Below are 19,063 nucleotides of genomic sequence, written 5' to 3'. Positions count from 1 at the left end.
ACTCAGATTGAGGGAAAGAATGGCCAAGCCCATCTTTCCGGGGGCGGTGCATCGATGAACGAATATTCCAGTGTTTCCTCACAAAGCGCGCCTTCGCAGGGCGAATGGGATCAGGCCCAGGGCGATCAGGCGCCTGCCGCGCGCAACTGGCGCATCTGGCTGGGCGGTGTTGCCGCCCTTGCGGTGCTGGGTGGGGCATGGTGGGCGATGCATCGCACGCCTGTGGCGGCGGACAAGGGCGCTCAGGCGCCGGTCGTCACCGTGGTGGTCCCGGGCCGCACCAGCGTGGCGGGCACGATCAACGCCACCGGTGTGCTGGCCGCCAAGCATGATATGCCCGTCGCCTCGGTGGGTGAGGGCGGCCAGGTGGCCGAGGTGCTGGTCAATGCCGGTGACTGGGTGAAGAAGGGCCAGCTGCTGGCGATCATCGACCGCTCGGTGCAGGTTGAGCAGGATGCCAACCAGCAGGCGCAGGTCCGGGTTTCGGAGGCTGATGCCCGGCTGGCGCAGTCCAATCTGGATCGTGCGTTGAAGTTGGTGGATCGCGGTTTCATCTCCAAGGCCAACATCGATCAGCTGACCGCCACGCGCGATGCCGCCAATGCCCGCGTGCGCGTCTCGCAGGCCAGCCTTGGCGAGACCCGTGCCCGCATCCGCCGTCTGAGCATTGTCGCGCCTTCCGATGGTCTGGTGCTGGACCGCATGGTCGAGCCCGGACAGGTGGTGGGCGGCGGCACCGGCACGCTGTTCCGCATTGCCGAACATGGCGAGATGGAGATGCGCGCGCGCCTTTCCGAAAGCGATCTGGCGCATCTGGCCGTGGGGCAGAGCGTGCAGGTGGTGCCTGCGGGCACGACGCAGAAATACACCGGCCATGTCTGGCAGGTCTCGCCGGTGATCGATCCGGCGACGCGGCAGGGGCTGGCGCGCATTCAGCTCGCCTATGATCCGGCGATCCGCCCGGGCGGCTTTGCCAGCGCGGGGATTCAGTCGGGCATGGTCGATGCGCCGGTGCTGCCGGAATCGGCGCTGCAGGCCGATAACAACGGAAGTTTCGTTTACATCATCGCGCCGGGCAACAAGGCCCAGCGCCGCGCCGTGACCATCGGCCTCATCACCGATGGCGGCGTGACCATCGCCTCGGGCCTGCAGGGCACGGAGAAGGTGGTGCTGCGGGCAGGCGCTTTCCTCAGCGCGGGTGAGACGGTGCAGCCTCAGCTGGCCAAGCCGGGGCAAGCCCAAGGATCGAGCAAGTGAACTTCCGCAACCTTTCGGCCTGGTGCATCCGCAACCCCATCGTGCCGATCGTGCTGTTCACCGGCCTGATGCTGATGGGCATCGTCGCCTTCTCGCGGATGGAGATCCAGCAGCAGCCGGACATCGAATTCCCCATCGTGATCGTCAAGATCAGCCAGCCGGGTGCCGCCCCCAAGGAGATCGAGACGCAAATCACCCAGCGGATCGAGGCGGCGGTCCGCTCGATCCCCGGCGTGGATTCGATCAGCTCCAACGCGTCTGAAGGCATGAGCAGCACGCAGGTGCAGTTCCAGCTGGGCGAGGACATCAACGCCGCCGTTTCCGAAGTGAAGAACATGGTCGACCAGACCCGCGGCAATCTGCCCGACGGGATCATGGAGCCGCAGATCTTCAAGGTGAACACCTCCAGCGAGCCGATCGCCTATTTCTCGGTCTCGGCGGACGACATGACTCAGGAGCAGCTGTCGTGGTTCATCGATGATTCGGTGGCCAAGCGCCTGCTGGGCGTGGAGGGCATGGCGGACGTGAAGCGCGAGGGCGGCGTGGATCGCGAGATTCTCGTCACGCTCGATCCGCTGCGGATGCAGGCTTTCGGGGTGACGGCGCCTCAGGTCAATCAGGCGCTGCGGGTGCTGAATCTGAACGCGGCGGGCGGGCGCGCGGAAATCGGCGGTACGCGCCAGTCGATGCGCGTGCTGGCCAATGCGCAGGATGCCTATGCCCTGTCGCAGACTCAGGTCTCGCTGGGTGGCGGGCGGATGGTGAAACTGTCCGACATCGCCACGGTGAGGGACAGTTTTGGCGAGATCGTCAGCCTCGCCAAGGTCGGCGGCAAGCCGGTGGTGCTCTTCTCGATCAGCCGCGCGCGCGGCGCTTCGGACGTGTCGGTCTATGACAATGCCGTGAAGGAGATCGGCAAGATCGAGGCCGAGAACCCCGGCGTTCATGTGAAGCTGCTCTTCACCACCGTCGATTACACCCGCAAGCAGTATGAAAGCTCGATCGATTCGATGATCGAGGGCGCCGTGCTGGCCGTGGTGGTGGTGTTCTTCTTCCTGCGCGACTGGCGGGCGACGATGGTCTCCGCCGTGGCCATCCCGCTCTCCGCCATCCCCACCTTCTGGTGCATGAAGGCATGGTTCGGCTTTACGCTCAACAACATGTCGCTGCTGGCGCTGGGGCTGGTGGCCGGCGTGCTGGTCGACGATGCCATCGTCGAGATCGAGAACATCGTGCGCCATATGCGCATGGGCAAGACAGCCTATCAGGCCTCGATCGACGCCGCCGACGAGATCGGGCTGGCCGTGGTGGCCACCACCTTCTCGATCGTGGCGGTGTTCCTGCCGGTGGGCATGATGCCCGGCGTGGCGGGGGCTTTCTTCAAGAATTTCGGCCTGACGGTCGTGATCTCGGTGCTGATGAGCCTTGCCGTGGCGCGCATGATCACGCCGATGATCGCGGCCTATATCCTCAAACCCCATGGCACCAGCGATCATGGCGGCGGCGCGATGATGACGCGCTATCTGAAAATCCTGCTGTGGTCGCTCGACACGAGCAAGGCGCAGGCCCTGCGCGCGCGGGTGATGGAGCTGCGCGGGCGGCTGGGCTGGGGCACGCGCTTCAAGGCGCGGCTGCTTGACCACCGCGTGTGGATGATCGGCATTGCGGTGGTGGCGCTGGGGATGACGGTGGCCGGGGTGATGATCCTGCCCAGCGAGATGTTCCCCGATGAAAACAGCGACTTCACGCAGCTGCGTGTCGAGCTGGTGCCCGGCACCACCATCCCCCAGACCGAGGCGGTGGCGGATCGCGTGGCGGAATTTGTTGGCCAGCGACCCGAGGTCGATCAGGTGCTGCAGGAGATTCAGGAAGCGCGCGCTGATCTGTTCATCACGCTGAAGAAGGATCGCAAGATCACCACCGCGCAGTTCGAGCGCGCGCTCACCCCGCCGCTGCAGCAGATCGCCGATGCGCGGGTGACCTTCCGCTCCTCCAGCAATCAGGGATCGTCGTCCGGGCGGCCCATCGAGGTGATGCTGTCCTCCTCCGATCCGGCCAGACTGGATGCGGCGGCGGGCGAGCTGGTCGAGCAGATGAAGGGGCTGAAGGAAGTGGTCGCCCCGCGCATCAACGGCGATCTGCGGCGGCCCGAGGTGGTGATCACCCCGCGTCTCGATCTGGCGGCCAGCCTGGGGGTGAACACCTCTTCGCTGAGCCAGGCCATCCGCATCGCCACCATCGGCGATATCGACCAGAATGCCGCGAAATTCTCGCTGTCTGACCGGCAGGTGCCGATCCGTGTGCGCATGCCCGAAAGCGCGCGCACCTCGCTCTCCAACATCACCAACATGCCGGTGCCGACCGCCAGCGGGGATTCGGTGCCGCTCAGCCGCGTGGCCGATATCACCTTCGGTTCGGGCCCGACGACGATCCAGCGCTACAATCAGGCACGCCGCGTCTTCATCTCCGCCGATCTGCCGCCCGGCGTGATCAAGAGCGAGGCGATGGACAAGGTCAACAAGCTGCCGATCATGCTGCACCTGCCCCAAGGCGTGTCGAACACGGCCTATGGCGACAACAAGTGGCAGCAGGAGATGATCATCAACTTCCAATATGCGCTGGCGGCGGGGATCATGCTGGTCTTCTCGGTGCTGGTGCTGCTGTATCACCGCGTCGTCTCGCCGATGGTCAACATGGGCTCGCTGTTTCTGGCGCCGCTGGGCGGGCTGATCGCGCTGGCGATTGCCGGGCAGCCGATCTCCATGTCGGTGTTTATCGGCATGCTGATGCTGTTCGGCATCGTGGCCAAAAACTCGATCCTGCTGATCGATTTCGCCATCGAGGAGATGGCCACCGGCAAGCCCAAATTCGACGCCATCGTGGAAGCCGGGCACAAGCGCGCCCAGCCCATCGTGATGACCACCGTGGCAATGACGGCGGGCATGGTGCCCTCGGCCATCTCGCTGGGCGGCGATGGAGCGTGGCGCGCGCCGATGGGCACGGTGGTGATCGGGGGCCTGTGCCTCTCCACCCTGCTGACCCTGCTGATCGTGCCCGCCGCCTTCAGCCTTGCCGACGGGCTGGAAAAGCGGCTAGGCCCTGCCTTGCGTCGCCGTTTCCTTACCTATGATCCATCACATCGTGACGGAACCGGGGGGGCGGCCAAGGATTTCCTCAAGGATATCACGGGCAAGGAGCATACCCCATCTCCCCAATCCACGCCGCCGCTGCCCCATCCCTGACCCCGCCTCCCGCTGCCGACAGCGGCAGGCGTATGCGGCAGGTGGCGGGCGGATTGCTGGTGGCGATGGCCGCGCTGTTCCTCGCCTCGCGCCATCTGATGGGGCAGGGCTATGGCGGCTGGGAATGGCCCCGCGCCTTTGCCGAGGCCGCCATGGTGGGCGCTCTGGCCGACTGGTTCGCGGTGACGGCGCTGTTCCGTCACCCGCTGGGCTTGCCGATTCCGCACACCGCGATTATCCCGGCCAACAAGGACCGGCTGGCCGATGCGATGGCGGGCTTTCTGCGGGTCTATTTCCTCAAGCCTCAGGTGGTGTTGCGGCGGCTGAAGGGCGTGAATTTCGCCGGTCTGGTCGGCAGCTTTCTGATCGACCCCAGCCGGGGCGGTCAGGCGCGGTTGCGGCAGGGCACGGCGGGGTTGCTGGGGGATATCCTCCACTCGCTGGCGGGCGAGCAGCTGGGCACGATGGTGAAAACCATGCTGCGCAGCCAGCTGGAGAAGCTCGATCTGGCGCCGCTGCTGGGGCAGTTGCTCTCCGCCGCGATTGAGGATGGGCGGCACCGCCCGGTGATCGAGGCGGCGCTGCGCTGGGCCGGGCTGACGCTGGAGGACAATGAAGATCTGCTGCGCAAGATGATCCATGACCGCGCCAACACCATCCTGCGCTGGACCGGTCTGGATGAAACGCTGGCCAATGGCATTCTGGATGGCCTCTACAAGCTGCTGGCCGAATGCGTGGTCAATCCCGACCACCCGCTGCGCGCCCGTATGGAAGAGGCGCTGCGCCAGCTGGCCGAGGACCTGCTCCACGATCCGGCGATGCAGGCCCGGGTGGCGGGCATGAAGGATGAGGTGCTGGCCAATCCCGCCATGGCCGCATGGTTCGATGCGCTGTGGCTGCGGGCGCGTCAGGCGCTGCTGCATGCCGCCGAGAACCCGCAGGGCACGCTGTCGGGCGGGTTCGGCGCCAGTCTCGCGGAGATGGGCCAGTCGCTGACTCAGGATTCGCATCTGCAGTGGATGGTCAACCGTCATGCACGGCGCTTTCTGGCGGGAATCGCCACGCGTTATGGCGTCAGCATCGTTTCTTTGGTGTCCGATACAGTGAAGCGTTGGGACACGCGGACCATCACCGCCCGCATGGAGGGCGCTGTGGGGCGTGACCTGCAATTTATCCGCATCAATGGCACGCTGGTCGGCGGGCTGGTGGGACTGGCCCTGCACGGGATCGATCGGTTGATCTGATTGCAAGTGCAGGGTGCGGTTCCCGGACGATCTGGAGGATCAACCAGTCCAGCCTCTCCATTCATCGCATTTTTGGGGCGTCTGCCGCGCCGGTGCAGAGTGTTGGTTGCATTAAATGCATCTATCGCCTCGGGAAACGCACTTGTCAGATAAATGGACGTGGACTAACCAGTTCATGCCTTTCAGGCATCCTCTCCCAAACTTCCAAAGCCCGGCTCCGGCCGGGCTTTTTTTTGCCCGCCTTCCGCGTGAGTGCATGCCCCACGAAAAAGGGGCTGACCCGGCGGCGCCGGATCAACCCCCTTTGCAAGGTCTGCTTCGCCGGATGTCACCACCCGGCTGAAAGACAGCTTACAGCTTCGACACCAGCTCAGGCACCGCGCTGTACAGGTCCGCCACCAGACCCAGATCGGCGATCTGGAAGATGGGCGCATCCTCATCCTTGTTGATGGCGATGATGGTCTTGGAATCCTTCATGCCCGCCAGATGCTGGATCGCGCCGGAAATACCGACAGCGATATAGACCTCAGGCGCGACGATCTTGCCGGTCTGGCCGACCTGATAGTCGTTGGGCACATAGCCGGCGTCCACAGCGGCGCGGCTGGCGCCCACGCCCGCGCCCAGCTTGTCAGCCAGCGGGTAGATGGTGTCGGCGAAGGTCTGCGCATCCTTCAGCGCGCGACCGCCCGAAACCACCACGCGTGCGCTGGTCAGTTCGGGGCGCTCGCTGGCGGCCACTTCGGCCCCCACGAAGCTGGAGAGGCCCGCATCGCCCGCGCCGCTGACCGGCGAGACCGAGGCGCTGCCGCCCGTGGCCGCCGCCTTGGCGAAACCGGTGGTGCGCGCGGTGATCACCAGCTTGGCGTCGGTGCTTTCCACCGTGGCGATGGCATTGCCGGCATAGATCGGACGGGTGAAGGTCTTGGGGCCCTCGACCGTCAGAATGTCCGAAATCTGCGCCACATCGAGCAGCGCGGCAACGCGCGGCGCGATGTTCTTGCCATGCGTGGTGGCGGGCGCGAGGAAGGCATCGAAATCGCCCATCAGACCCACGATCAGCGGTGCGACATTCTCGGCCAGAGCGGCGCCGTAAGCGGCATCGTCAGCCACCAGCACGGCGTCCACACCGGCAACCTGCTTGGCGGCGTCTGCAACAGCGGCAACGCCCGCGCCAGCCACCAGCAGCGTCACGCCGCCCAGCTGGGCACCTGCCGTTACCGCATGCAGCGTGGCTTCCTTGAGGGCGGCATTGTCATGCTCGGCCCAAACCAGAACCTTCGTCATCTCAGGCCACTCCCAGCTCTTTGAGTTTCGCCACCAGAGCGTCCACGCTCTCCACCTTCACGCCAGCGGCGCGACCGGCAGGCTCGGCCACCTTCAGCACCTTCAGACGCGGCGCGATGTCCACGCCGTAATCGGCAGGGGTCTTCTGGGCGAGGGGCTTGCTCTTGGCCTTCATGATGTTGGGCAGGCTGGCAAAGCGCGGCTCATTCAGGCGCAGGTCGGTGGTGACCACGGCGGGCAGCGACAGCTTCACCGTCTCCAGACCGCCATCGACTTCGCGCGTGACCAGCACGGCATCGCCCTCAACCTCGACCTTGCTGGCGAAGGTGCCCTGCGGACGGCCCCACAGCGCGGCCAGCATCTGGCCGGTCTGGTTGCTGTCATCATCGATGGCCTGCTTGCCCAGCACGATCAGGCCGGGCTCTTCCTCGGCGGCAATCGCCTTGAGGATCTTGGCGACGGCCAGCGGCTCGACGGTTTCTTCGGTCTGCACCAGGATGGCGCGGTCCGCGCCCATGGCCAGCGCCGTGCGCAGCGTGTCCGCCGCCTTGGCGACGCCGATCGAGACAGCAATCACCTCGGTCGCCACGCCCTTTTCCTTCAGGCGCACCGCTTCCTCGACGGCGATTTCGTCGAAGGGGTTCATGCTCATCTTCACATTGGCAAGGTCAACGCCGCTGCCATCCTGCTTCACGCGGGGGCGAACATTGTAATCAATCACCCGCTTCACGGGGACGAGAATCTTCATGGGGCCAGTGCCTTTCCATTCCAGCAGGGGCTTAAGCGATCGGTTAAGCCGCCACATCCCCGGCATTGCGCGATGAAAGCGATACGTCAAGTGCCCGGAGATGGTTTGGTTTACGTTTACGTCAATTGAGGGAGGGAAATAGGAAGAGAAGATGCGAGGGGGTTACCCCCTCGCGCTCCCATGACGTCTCCCGGCGAAAGGGCAGGGATGCCGAAATGCAGTGCCAGATCTCTCCGCCTGCGCCACCTGAAGCGCCGCAGGCCCCAGGAAAATCAGCCATTTCCATGGGGATCACGCCGCATGATCCTGCCTGCGGCGCGGCGACATTGCGCAAGGGTGAACCCATGGCGCCCACGCCGACAAGGAATGGGAGCGCGAGGGGGTAACCCCCTCGCATTTTTTCTTTCCTCCCTGAAACCGGACAAAGAAAAAGCCCCCGCCGCGAAGCGAGGGCTCTTCCTTCAAACCGAGAGAAAGCGATCAGGCCGAAACCTTGGCCACCTCGGCAACGATCTTCTGCGCGGCGTCGCCCAGATCGGCGGCGGCCACGATGGGCAGGCCCGAGTTGTTCAGGATGTCCTTGCCCTTCTCGACGTTGGTGCCCTCAAGACGGACAACCAGCGGAACCGAGAGGTTCACTTCCTTGGCAGCGGCCACGATACCATCGGCGATGATGTCGCACTTCATGATGCCGCCGAAGATGTTGACCAGAATGCCCTTCACGGCAGGGTCGGACAGAATGATCTTGAACGCAGCCGTCACCTTCTCGGTGGTGGCGCCGCCGCCCACGTCGAGGAAGTTGGCGGGGAAGGCGCCGTTCAGCTTGATGATGTCCATCGTCGCCATGGCCAGGCCAGCGCCGTTGACCATGCAGCCGATGTTGCCGTCCAGCTTGATGTAGGCCAGGTCATACTTGCTGGCTTCGATCTCGGCGGGATCTTCCTCGGTCTCGTCGCGCAGGGCGAAGACGTCGGGGTGGCGGTACAGGGCGTTCGAGTCGAAGCTCATCTTGGTGTCGAGCACCAGCAGCTTGCCGGCCTTGTCTTCCACCAGCGGGTTGATTTCCAGCATGTCGCAGTCGAGCGCCACGAAGGCGTCATACAGCTGCTTGCCGAGAACCTGAGCCTGCTTGTTCTGCTCGCCCTTCAGCTTCAGAGCGAAGGCGATGGCGCGGCCGTGATGCGGCTGGAAGCCCTGGGCCGGATCGATGGTGATGGTGGTGATCTTCTCGGGCGTGGAGTGGGCCACGTCCTCGATGTCCATGCCGCCTTCGGTCGACACGATGAAGGCCACGCGGCTGGTCTTGCGGTCGACGACCAGCGACAGGTAATATTCGTAAGCGATGTCAACGCCATCGGTGACATACAGGCGGTTCACCTGCTTGCCGGCTTCGCCCGTCTGGATGGTGACCAGCGTGTTGCCGAGCATTTCCTTGGCGAAAGCCTCGACGTCCTCGATCGACTTGGCGAGGCGCACACCGCCCTTGGCGTCGGCAGGCAGTTCCTTGAACTTGCCCTTGCCGCGGCCACCGGCGTGGATCTGAGCCTTCACGACATAGAGCGGTCCGGGCAGCTGCTTGGCGCCGGCAACGGCTTCCTCAACGGTCAGTGCCGCGTGGCCGGTGGGGATCGCCACGCCAAACTTTGCGAGGAGTTCTTTTGCCTGATACTCATGGACGTTCATCGGTCTATACCCGCTGTTGCAAGCCTGTCGGCCCTTATTGCGTTGCCGCATAAGCATAGGAATGTGGGGTTGAAAAGGAGGATGTGTGATAATGATTATTAATAGCAAACTTTCATCCGGGCAGGCCTGACACCGTGATCAATCAGTCGCGTCTACGCACCATTCTGGAGGAAGCGGGGGCTATGGCTCTGGCCTGCTGGCCGGGCGAAATGGGCGGCGGCAAGGCACTGGATATATGGGAAAAGGGGCCGAACAACCCGGTCTGCTCCGCCGATCTGGACGTGAACGCCTTCCTGCGCGAGTCGCTATCAGCGCTGCTGCCCGCCGCCGGATGGCTCTCCGAAGAGACTGCCGACTCGCCGGATGAGCGTCAGGGCAGTCTGATCTGGCTGGTCGATCCCATTGACGGAACACGGGATTACATCAACGGGCGCCCGGGATGGGCGGTTTCCGTGGCTTTGATCAGTGCCGGGCGGCCCCTGATCGGCATGCTGGCAGCCCCCGCGCGGGGCGAATTCTGGCAGGCGAGCGCGGGGCAGGGCGCCACGCTGAACGACTCGCCGATTCACGCATCGCGCCGCAGCATTTTGCCCGGCGCACGAGTCCCGGCGCGGGTGTTGCCTGCCGAGGATGCGGATCTGATTTCGGTCGAGCAGCCCAATTCCATCGCCCTGCGGATCGCCATGGTGGCTGACGATCGCGCCGATCTGGTGGCGACTCTGCGCTGGGGGTTCGAGTGGGACATTGGCGCGGCAGCCCTGATCGCGCGTGAGGCCGGGGCGGTGGTGAGCGATGCCTTCGGTCAGGCGCTGGCCTACAACAAGCGCGATCCGCGTGCCTTTGGCGTGATCGCTTGCGCGCCGGGGATTCATGGGGCGGCGGTGGAAAGGCTGGCGGATCGGGCGGGAAGGATGGCTTGAAGGAAGAAGATGCGAGGGTGTTACACCCTCGCGCTCCCATAACGTCTTCCGACGATAGGGTTGTGGCACCCGATCGTGGTGTTCTGTCTCTCCACCTGCACAGGCGAAAAGCGCCGCAGGCAATCGATCTTCAGGCACAAGCCAGACTGGCGAATGCAAACCTGCGGCGCGGCGACGTTGCGCAAGGCCGAAACCGTTGCGCCCACGCTGACAAGGAATGGGAGCGCGAGGGGGTAACCCCCTCGCATGTCTCTTTTATTCCCCGTCTTCCAACCTTCCCAAAGCCCATAAGGCCGCATCCGCCACAGCCTCATCAGGATCGGCGCACAGACCGCGCACCTGCTCGATCAAATCCTGATTCCCGGAGTTCCCCGCAGCATACAGGCAATTCCGCACAAACCGATCCCGCCCGATCCGCTTGATCGGCGAGCCCGAGAACAGCTTGCGGAAGCCCGCATCGTCCAGCGCCAGCAATTCGTCCAGACGCGGCGCGACCAGCTCGGCACGCGGCAAAAACGCCCGGTTGCGCTGAGCCTGCTCGGCAAACTTGTTCCAGGGGCAGACGGCGAGGCAGTCGTCGCAACCATAGATGCGGTTGCCCATGGCCGCGCGGAATTCCTGAGGAATCGGGCCCTTGTGCTCGATGGTGAGGTAGGAAACGCAACGGCGCGCATCCAGCCGGTAGGGGGCGGGGAAGGCGTCTGTGGGGCAGGCGGTCTGGCAGGCATCGCAGGAGCCGCAGCGGTTGCGGCCCATCGTATCGGGCTCCAGCTCCAGCGTGGTGTAGATCGCGCCTAGGAACAGCCACGAGCCATGGCTGCGCGAGACCATGTTGGTGTGCTTGCCCTGCCAGCCGATGCCAGACGCCTCGCCCAGCGGCTTTTCCATCACCGGGGCAGTGTCGACGAAGACCTTCACCCCGGCCTCGATGCCCTGTTTCGCGCAATGCTCCACGATCCAGCGGGCGAGGTGCTTCAGCGCCTTTTTGACGATATCGTGGTAGTCGGCGCCTTGCGCATAGACGGAAATCCGGGCGCGTTCGGCATCGCCTTCCAGCGCCAGCGGATCGAAGGCGGGGGCATAGCTCATGCCCAGCGCGATCACGGTGCGCGCCTCGGGCCACAGGCCTTGCGGGGAACGCCGGTGGTGTTCGCGGCTTTCCATCCAGTCCATGCTGCCGTGCATGCCCTCCTGAAGCCACTGGCCGAGGCGGGCGGCGCGCACAGGATCTTCACCCGCGCCTGCAAAGCCGCAGGCGCCAAAGCCGAGCGCCTGCGCCTGAGCGGCAATTTGCTGTTTGAGCGCGGGATTTAGCGTGATCTTCATCAAACTCTGTGTTGTTGCAGCGGTAGAGACATGGGGACCGGAATGACGGCTGATCTAGAAGAAGCGCCGCTGAAGGGCAACGATGCCCGCCCTGCGGCGGAAGGGAACACCCGCCCGCTGGCCATCGAGGTGCGGGGGCTGGTGAAGCGCTTCAACGGCACCACGGCGGTGGATGGCGTGGATCTGCGCGTGCCGGAGGGGGCGATTTACGGCATCCTCGGCCCCAATGGCGCGGGCAAGACCACCACTCTGCGCATGATTCTGGGCATCATCGATCCCGACGACGGTTACCGCCGCGTGCTGGGCAGCGAGCGACCGCATGATGTCTCCCACGCTATCGGCTATCTGCCCGAGGAGCGCGGGCTTTACCCGGCGATGAAGGCCTATGAGGCGATCGGCTTTCTGGGCGCCTTGCGCGGCGTGCCGCTGGCCAAGGGCCGCCAGCGCGGGCGCGAACTGCTGGAGGAGCATGGCCTCGGCCATCTCGCCGAGCGCCAGATCCGCCAGATGAGCAAGGGGCAGGCCCAGCAGGTGCAGGTGCTGGGCACGCTGGTCCACGAACCGCGCCTTGTGATCTTCGACGAACCTTTCTCCGGCCTCGATGCCATCAATCAGGGGCGGCTGGAACAGATGATTCGCGGGCTGGCGGCCAAGGGCACCACGGTGATCTTCTCCACCCATGTCATCGCCCATGCCGAGCGCCTCTGCGACGAGGTCGCGATCATCGCCGGGGGCCGCGTGCCCTTCGCCGGGCCGGTGGATGAAGCCCGTGACCGTATCCGGCCTCAGGTGCGCCTTGAAACCCGTGAGCGCGAAGGCCTGTGGCGCACCGCTTTGCCGCAGGACACACGGCAGGAAGGCCGCTTCTGGCTGTTCTCCCTGCCCGAAAGCGGGGTGGAGCCCCTGTTGCGCGCCCTGATCGAGGGCGATGCCGGCATCCTCTCGCTCTCCATCGAACGCGCGGGGCTGCATGACGCCTTTGTCGCCATCGCGGGGTCTGCGGCGGCCAAGGCGCTGGATGCCAGCGGCGAGGAGGTCCTGTGATGGACAACACAACCAAAGGTGGTCGCCTCTCCCTGCTCGCCGCCGCTCTGGTGGTGGCGCGGCGCGATTTCATGGCCGTGCTGTGGAGCCGCAGCTTTATCTTCTTCCTGATCGGCCCGCTGTTCCCTCTGGTGGTCGGCGCCATGGCCGGCTCGGTGACCAGCCATGTCGACAACACCGCTTCCGAAGTCCCCCGCATCGGCGTGATGATGGAGCGTGCCGATCTCCATGCCGTGATGATCGCGGCGAATGCCATCGGCCCGACGATGGACGGCGCCCTGCCTGACCTTTCCGAAGTCAGGCAGCAGAAACCGGGCGATCCGGCTGCCGCGCTGCGACGCGAACAGGCCGCAAACCACGATATCGGGGCGATCCTCTCCGGCACGCTCGACCGCCCCGTGCTGACCGGCCCGCATGACCGCATCGAGGAATGGCGCGGCCCCATTGCCCTGCTGATCGCTCACGCCCGCACCGCCGATGCCGGAGCCCTGCCCGGCATCAAACTCTCCGCCACCGCTGCCGCAGCGCCTTCCCGCCCCGAGACAGGCCATGGCCGCGCTCTCACCGCCCAAGCCGCGCAGACCCTGCTGTTCCTGCTGATGATGCTGCTGGCGGGCATGGTCCTTTCCAATCTCGTTGAGGAAAAGGGCAACAAGATCATCGAGGTTCTCGCCGCCGCCATCCCCATGGACGCGGTGTTCCTTGGCAAGCTCTTTGCCATGCTGGCTGTCTCGCTGGTGGGCATCGCTGTCTGGGGCGCGGCGGGCGGCGCGATGCATCTCGCCAGCGGCCAGTCGCTGCATTTCCTGACCGCCCCTGCCGTGGGCTGGCCGATGTTCATCGCGCTGGGCATCGCCTATTTCGCCATGGGCTATCTGCTGCTGGGCAGCGTCTTCCTCACCATCGGTTCCATGGCCAGCACCGTGCGCGAGGTGCAGACGCTCAACATGCCCGTCACCATGGCGCAGATTCTGGTGTTCTTCTTCGCCTCCTACGGCATGGCGCGCGAGGGATCGCCGGTGGAATGGGCCGCCATGATCTTCCCCTTCTCCTCGCCCTTCGCCATGCTGGGCCGCGCGGCTTTGCATGCCGATCTGTGGCCGCATCTGGCGGCGCTGGGCTGGCAGGCTTTGTGTGTGCTGATCTTCGTTCGCGCAGGCGCGCATATCTTCCGCCGTCGCGTGATGCAGAGCGGGGGTGTGCAAGGGGCGGTGAAGAAGAGGCGGGGGATTTTCGGGAAGAAGGTTTGAAGGGAGAGAATGCGAGGGGGTTACCCCCTCGCGCTCCCGGAACGTCTTCCGACGATGGGGCAGTGGTGCCCGATCCGAGCGCTCAATCTCTCCACCAGCGCAACGAAAAGGCGCCGCAGGCAGTGAGCCCCGGCGCCTTTCCTATCCTTGATGCCTGCGGCGCGGCGAGGTTAGCTCTGTGGCCGAACCCGAAGCGCAACGCAGACAGTCATGGGAGCGCGAGGGTGTAACACCCTCGCCCTTCCCCTTCCTTCTTACCGTGCCAGCACGTTCCGCGCCTGACTGGCGATCTGCGCCAGCATGGCCGGGCTCACCACCGCCGCCTTGCGTGCGCGGTTGATCATCGCGCGGAAGGTCAGCACGCTTGCGCTGGTTGCTTCCAGCCAGGTCTCGACCGTCTGCCCGGGCGCCTTGGCATCCGCGCGGGCCAGGAACTGGAAGCGCATCTGCTGGAAATCGCGCGCAAGGCCCGCCACCAGCAGCCGCTCCCACGGGTCGGCGGGGGAGAGGCGCGCGGCCACGCCCTGCGCCCAGTCCAGCCCCAGTGCCTCGCCCAGACGGGTGAAGGCGCGGGTGAGCGCGATGGGATCGGCGCCATTGCCATGGGCCAGCGCGGCAAGACCCACTGCGCCGTCCATATCGAAGAGGTGGACGATGGCCAGAGCCTGCTCGCCATCCGCGCCCGCTGCCAGCAGATCGCTGGCCATGCGGGTGGAACGCTCGCGGGTTTCGGTGACCAGCAGATCGTCGACCTGACGCGACAGGGCCGAAATGCCCCCGGCCAGATCCGCGGCCAGCACCGAGGGAGCGATGGTCGTTGCGCCCGAGCGGAGCAGGTCGGCCATATGGCTGCGCACCACATCGGCGGCGCGGCTCATCAGCAGGATGCGCGGCTTTTCGGCGATGGGCGCGTCCTCGATGGCCTGCCAGATCGTTTCCAGACCGAAGAGCTGCTCGGCGGCGAGGAAGGCGGCGGTGACTTCGGCAAGGCCAACGCCCTCTTCCTCGGCCAGTTCGAAGGGGTGAACGAAGCCGAGGCGGTTGATCAGGCGGTTGGCCAGACGCGTAGCCAGAATTTCCCGGCGCAGACGGTGGCCGAGGATGTCCTCGCGATAGGTTTCGCGCATATCCTCGGGGAAGGCGTGGAGCAGATCGTCGTCCAGCGCGGTGTCATCGACCACGGTGGAGGCTTCCAGCGCATCCTGAATCGCCAGCTTCGCGCTGGAGAGCAGCACGGCCAGTTCGGGGCGGGTCAGGCCCGCGCCAATGTCGGCGGCGCGGCGCGCGAAGGTGTCGGCATCGGCCAGGCCTTCGGTGCGGCGGTCGAGCTGGCCATTGTCCTCCAGCATCTCGATCAGGCGGACATGGCCGGGCATGGCGTCAGCCCCGCCGTTTTGCGCGATGGAGAGGCCGAGCGCCTGCAGGCGGTTGTCTTCCAGCACCAGCGCGGCCACGGCGTCGGTCATCTTGGAAAGGATGACGACGCGGCCATCCTCATCCAGACGCCCGGCGCGCTTGGCATTGGCCAGCGCGATCTTGATGTTGACCTCCTTGTCCGAACAATCGACGCCAGCCGAATTGTCGATAAAGTCGGTGTTGCCGCGCCCGCCGAAGCCGTTCGCGCCATGCAGGGCATAGTCGATGCGCCCGGCCTGCGTGCAGCCGAGGTTGCCGCCCTCACCGATGACGCGGGCGCGCACTTCGGCGCCATTGACGCGGATCGAGTCATTGGAGGGATCGCCCACCGCGGCATGCACTTCGCTCGCGGCTTTGACATAGGTGCCGATGCCGCCGAACCACAGCAGATCGACCGGCGCCTTCAGGATCGCGGTCATCAGCGAATCGGGATCGATCACTTCGGCATCGATGCCCAGCGCCAGACGGATTTCCGGCGAGAGCGGGATTTCCTTCTGGCTGCGCGGCACGATGGCCCCGCCCGGCGACATCACGCTGCGGTCGTAATCATCCCAGCTGGAACGCGGCAGAGCGAACAGGCGGTTGCGCTCTTCCCAGCTCTTGGCCGCATCGGGATTGGGGTCGAGGAAGATATGGCGGTGATCGAAGGCGGCGGTGATCAGCAGGCTCTTCGAGAGCAGCATGCCATTGCCGAAGACGTCGCCGCTCATATCGCCCACGCCGACGACGCGGACGGGATCGGCCTGCACATCCACGCCCATTTCAAGGAAGTGGCGCTGCACGCTCATCCATGCGCCGCGCGCGGTGATGCCCATCGCCTTGTGGTCATAGCCCTTTGAGCCGCCGCTGGCGAAAGCGTCGTCGAGCCAGAAGTCCTTCTCGGCGGCGAGGCCATTGGCGGTGTCGGAGAAGGTGGCGGTGCCCTTGTCGGCGGCGACCACGAAATAGGGGTCTTCGCCGTCGCGGATCACCACTTCGGCGGGGTGGACCACCTTGTTCTCGACGATGTTGTCGGTGATCGAGAGCAGGGTGCGGATGAAGACCTTGTAGCTTTCGCGGCCCTCGGTGGCCCAGCCGTCGCGGTCACGCGCGGGATCGGGCAGCTGCTTGGGATAGAAACCGCCCTTGGCGCCGGTGGGCACGATGACGGCGTTCTTCACGCGCTGCGCCTTCATCAGGCCCAGCACTTCGGTGCGGAAGTCGTCGCGACGGTCGGACCAGCGCAGGCCACCGCGCGCGACGGGACCGGCACGCAGATGGATGCCTTCCACCCGGCGCGAATAGACGAAGATTTCGCGCCACGGCAGCGGCTTGGGCAGGTTCGGCACCAGCGCGGAATCGAACTTGAAGGCCAGCGCCTCGCGGCCCGCCTCGGCAAAGGCGTTGGTGCGCAGGATGGCCAGCACGATCATGCGGAAGGCGCGCAGCAGGCGGTCCTCGTTGATCGCGGAAACCTTGGCGAGGCCATCGCGGATGGCATCCTCGGCCTGCGCTTCCAGCGCCACGCGGTCGGCAGTGCCGGGCAGATGGCGGGCGCGGAACAGATCGACCAGACCCAAAGTCACCGCACCGGCATTCATCAGCGCGTCGACGGCGGTGTCGATGCTGTAATTCAGCCCCGTCTGGCGCAAATAGCGATACCAGGCGCGCAGCCAGTTGGCCTCACGCGCGGAAAGGCCCACGCCCACGATCAGGCGGTTGAAGGCGTCTTCCTCGCCCGCGCCGGTCAGCACGGCGATCAGCGCATCCTCGATGATCGGCGCATGGGCCAGAACGGGTGCTGTCTCCTGTCCTACCGGCAGGGCCAGCAGGAAATCGTGAATCACCCCCAGATCGGCGCTGCGCAGCGAGGTGGGAACATTGTCCTGCACGCGGAAGCCGAAATTCTCCAGCGCGGGCACCACGTCGGAGAGGACCAGCGAGGCCTTGCGCTCATAGATCTTCAGGCGGAGGCGCTCGGGCTCGTCGCTGCCCGGCAGGCAATAGAGGCGCACCGCGCGCGGATGCTCATCGCCGCCGCTGGCGACGCGACGCAGCTGGGCGATGTCGATCGCGGCTTCGGCGGGGCCATAGAGCGCGCGATAGTTTTCAGGGAAAGCCTCGGCATAGCGCCCGGCGATGGCGGCGGCGCGGGCGGGTTCCTCGGTGTTGGCCAGCTCGGCTTCCACCGCATCGCCCCAGCCGCGCAGCATGGCCTGAAGCTGGGCATCCAGCGCGGCCTCATCGGGCACAGCGATCTCGCGGCCCTCGGCGGGGGCCAGCACATAGCGCAATTGCGCCAGATTGCCTTCCTCGACCTCCAGCGACCAGTCGAGCACCTGCGTGCCCGAGGCCTCTTCCAGCATGGTGGAGATGCGGGCGCGCATGCGGTTCGACAGCGTCTCGCGCGGCAGCCACACATAGGTGTAGAGATGGCGCCCCAGCGGCCCGGCCACCAGCGAGAGGCGCGGGCGCGGACGGTCGATGATGCTCATCAGCGTGAGGGAGACGCGCTCCAGATCCTCGTCACCGAAGCCGATCAGCTGGTCATGCGGCAGGCTGGTCAGCGCATGGACCAGCACCTTGCCCGCATGGCCGCGCGGCGAGAAGCCGAACTTCTCCATCAGCGCGGCGAGCTGCGCGCGCATGCGCGGCACGGCCTGAGGCGGGCTGGCCAGCGCCTCGCTGGTCCACACACCGGCATGGACCGACAGGGCCGTGACCTGACCGCCCTCGATCACCGGCACGATGAACAGGTCGAGCGGCACGCGGCGGTGGACATGGGCGATGCGGTTCGATTTGACGATCAAAGGCAGGCGACCGCCGCCGCCCTTGGCCGCGAACTGGTCGAACCAGGCGAAGGCCTGCTCGAAACCGGCGCGGTTCAGCAGTTCCCAGGTGCTCTTGCGGCAGATGCCCAGTGCGCCCTGCTGGCTGCCATCGCGCAGGCGGGTGACATGGCCCAGCTGCGTCAGCATACCGTCCTTGAACCAGCGCAGCAGCGCGGCGCCCTCGGCGCGGTCCATCGCGGTGAGGCGACCGGCATCGTCCTCCATGGCGGTGCGCATCGCGCCCCAATCGCCCACGGCGGCGCGCACATCGCCCAGAGTCACCGCCAGATCGGCGGCCAGAGCGGCGCGGGTGCGCGCATCCGCGCGCGGCGTTTCCAGATAGATCACCGATTCACGCGCCACGCCGGGGGCCTCGCCCTCGGGCAGGTCGGTGATGTCGCCCTGACCGTTGCGCTCAACGGGGACGATGGGGTGGATCAGCCGGTCGATCACCAGACCATGCGCGCCCACCGTGCCCGCGATGGAATCGACCAGAAAGGGCATATCCTCATTGACCACGGCGATGCGCATGAAGCGCTCGCCCGCCGCGCCGGAGACGGTTTCGATGTTGATCGCGCTCTGGGCGCGCTCACGCCTTGCGGCGGAGGTCAGCATGAAACGGGCGGCGGCGGCCAGCGCTTCGGCGCTCATTTCCGGGTCGCCGGGGAGCTGCGCCTCATCCAGCCGGGCCTCCAGCCTGGGGGCCAGCCGCGTGATCAGCGCTTCAGGCAGGGTGGCGGGGGTTTGCGCTCGGCTCGGCTGGTCGGACATGTGTGTCTCTCTCCCGATGGTTCAATGATGTGACGGGCCCGGCGGCATTACGCCAAAGGCCTTGGTAT

11 protein-coding genes are annotated in these 19,063 nt (G+C 65.8%); 6 read left to right on the top strand and 5 right to left on the bottom strand.

The features are described from left to right. Window positions 1–54 precede the first annotated feature (54 nt). Genes HGK27_RS17635 through HGK27_RS17625 form a run of 3 tightly spaced genes read left to right on the top strand, consistent with a single transcriptional unit; the run spans window position 55 to window position 5,743 of the window. A complete protein-coding gene (locus tag HGK27_RS17635) occupies window positions 55–1,257 on the top strand; it encodes an efflux RND transporter periplasmic adaptor subunit (protein WP_206242266.1) in 1,203 nt (400 codons plus the stop codon). Beyond that, the gene (locus HGK27_RS17630; protein ID WP_206242264.1) at window positions 1,254–4,499 is read left to right on the top strand and encodes an efflux RND transporter permease subunit; all 3,246 of its coding nucleotides are present in this window, start codon (window positions 1,254–1,256) and stop codon (window positions 4,497–4,499) included. The genes HGK27_RS17635 and HGK27_RS17630 overlap by 4 nt, the downstream gene beginning before the upstream one ends. Before the next feature lie 32 nt (window positions 4,500–4,531). Further along, the gene (locus HGK27_RS17625; RefSeq protein ID WP_206242262.1) at window positions 4,532–5,743 is read left to right on the top strand and encodes a DUF445 domain-containing protein; all 1,212 of its coding nucleotides are present in this window, start codon (window positions 4,532–4,534) and stop codon (window positions 5,741–5,743) included. 351 nt (window positions 5,744–6,094) lie between these two features. Here the strand turns inward: HGK27_RS17625 and HGK27_RS17620 are convergent, their stop codons facing one another. The 3 genes from HGK27_RS17620 to sucC form a co-directional block, all read right to left on the bottom strand. Then, on the bottom strand, window positions 6,095–7,027 hold the full coding sequence (locus HGK27_RS17620; RefSeq protein WP_206242260.1) for an electron transfer flavoprotein subunit alpha/FixB family protein: 933 nt from the start codon (window positions 7,025–7,027) through the stop codon (window positions 6,095–6,097). Between the two features lies 1 nt (window position 7,028). After that, on the bottom strand, window positions 7,029–7,775 hold the full coding sequence (locus HGK27_RS17615; RefSeq protein ID WP_206242258.1) for an electron transfer flavoprotein subunit beta/FixA family protein: 747 nt from the start codon (window positions 7,773–7,775) through the stop codon (window positions 7,029–7,031). A 480-nt stretch (window positions 7,776–8,255) separates the two neighbouring features. Then, window positions 8,256–9,458 carry an ADP-forming succinate--CoA ligase subunit beta gene (gene sucC / locus HGK27_RS17610; protein ID WP_206242256.1) on the bottom strand — a complete coding sequence of 401 codons (1,203 nt, stop codon included), beginning with the start codon at window positions 9,456–9,458 and terminating at the stop codon, window positions 8,256–8,258. 134 nt (window positions 9,459–9,592) lie between these two features. On the opposite strand from sucC, the gene HGK27_RS17605 reads away from it, so the two are divergent. Beyond that, window positions 9,593–10,378 (top strand): 3'(2'),5'-bisphosphate nucleotidase CysQ, encoded by a 786-nt coding sequence (locus tag HGK27_RS17605; RefSeq protein ID WP_206242254.1) that lies wholly within the window; start codon window positions 9,593–9,595, stop codon window positions 10,376–10,378. A 255-nt stretch (window positions 10,379–10,633) separates the two neighbouring features. On the opposite strand, the gene queG is transcribed toward HGK27_RS17605, so the two are convergent. After that, window positions 10,634–11,704, bottom strand: coding sequence for a tRNA epoxyqueuosine(34) reductase QueG (queG, locus tag HGK27_RS17600; protein ID WP_206242252.1), 1,071 nt, complete (start codon window positions 11,702–11,704; stop codon window positions 10,634–10,636). A 42-nt stretch (window positions 11,705–11,746) separates the two neighbouring features. On the opposite strand from queG, the gene HGK27_RS17595 reads away from it, so the two are divergent. Both HGK27_RS17595 and HGK27_RS17590 read left to right on the top strand, forming a co-directional pair. Next, window positions 11,747–12,748: an ABC transporter ATP-binding protein gene (locus HGK27_RS17595; RefSeq protein ID WP_206242250.1), complete on the top strand. Its 1,002-nt coding sequence runs from the start codon at window positions 11,747–11,749 to the stop codon at window positions 12,746–12,748. Then, complete coding sequence (locus HGK27_RS17590) at window positions 12,748–13,998, top strand: ABC transporter permease (RefSeq protein ID WP_206242248.1); 1,251 nt, start codon at window positions 12,748–12,750, stop codon at window positions 13,996–13,998. Before HGK27_RS17595 ends, HGK27_RS17590 begins: the two co-directional genes overlap by 1 nt. 254 nt (window positions 13,999–14,252) lie before the next feature. Here the strand turns inward: HGK27_RS17590 and HGK27_RS17585 are convergent, their stop codons facing one another. Next, window positions 14,253–18,995, bottom strand: a complete 4,743-nt coding sequence (locus HGK27_RS17585; protein WP_206242246.1) for an NAD-glutamate dehydrogenase domain-containing protein — start codon at window positions 18,993–18,995, stop codon at window positions 14,253–14,255. Window positions 18,996–19,063: the final 68 nt, after the last annotated feature.

The organism is Novosphingobium terrae, from assembly GCF_017163935.1.
GTDB classification, from domain to species: domain Bacteria; phylum Pseudomonadota; class Alphaproteobacteria; order Sphingomonadales; family Sphingomonadaceae; genus Novosphingobium; species Novosphingobium terrae.
This window is presented reverse-complemented; position numbering and strand designations above follow the sequence as displayed.

What these genes read in the sequence shown, in the direction of transcription:
- HGK27_RS17635 (WP_206242266.1), top strand. Translation starts at nt 55, where the DNA reads ATGAACGAATATTCCAGTGTTTCCTCACAAAGCGCGCCTTCGCAGGGC.
- HGK27_RS17625 (WP_206242262.1), top strand. Translation starts at nt 4,532, where the DNA reads ATGCGGCAGGTGGCGGGCGGATTGCTGGTGGCGATGGCCGCGCTGTTC.
- HGK27_RS17620 (WP_206242260.1), bottom strand. Translation starts at nt 7,027, where the DNA reads ATGACGAAGGTTCTGGTTTGGGCCGAGCATGACAATGCCGCCCTCAAG.
- HGK27_RS17615 (WP_206242258.1), bottom strand. Translation starts at nt 7,775, where the DNA reads ATGAAGATTCTCGTCCCCGTGAAGCGGGTGATTGATTACAATGTTCGC.
- sucC (WP_206242256.1), bottom strand. Translation starts at nt 9,458, where the DNA reads ATGAACGTCCATGAGTATCAGGCAAAAGAACTCCTCGCAAAGTTTGGC.
- queG (WP_206242252.1), bottom strand. Translation starts at nt 11,704, where the DNA reads ATGAAGATCACGCTAAATCCCGCGCTCAAACAGCAAATTGCCGCTCAG.
- HGK27_RS17595 (WP_206242250.1), top strand. Translation starts at nt 11,747, where the DNA reads ATGACGGCTGATCTAGAAGAAGCGCCGCTGAAGGGCAACGATGCCCGC.
- HGK27_RS17590 (WP_206242248.1), top strand. Translation starts at nt 12,748, where the DNA reads ATGGACAACACAACCAAAGGTGGTCGCCTCTCCCTGCTCGCCGCCGCT.
- HGK27_RS17585 (WP_206242246.1), bottom strand. Translation starts at nt 18,995, where the DNA reads ATGTCCGACCAGCCGAGCCGAGCGCAAACCCCCGCCACCCTGCCTGAA.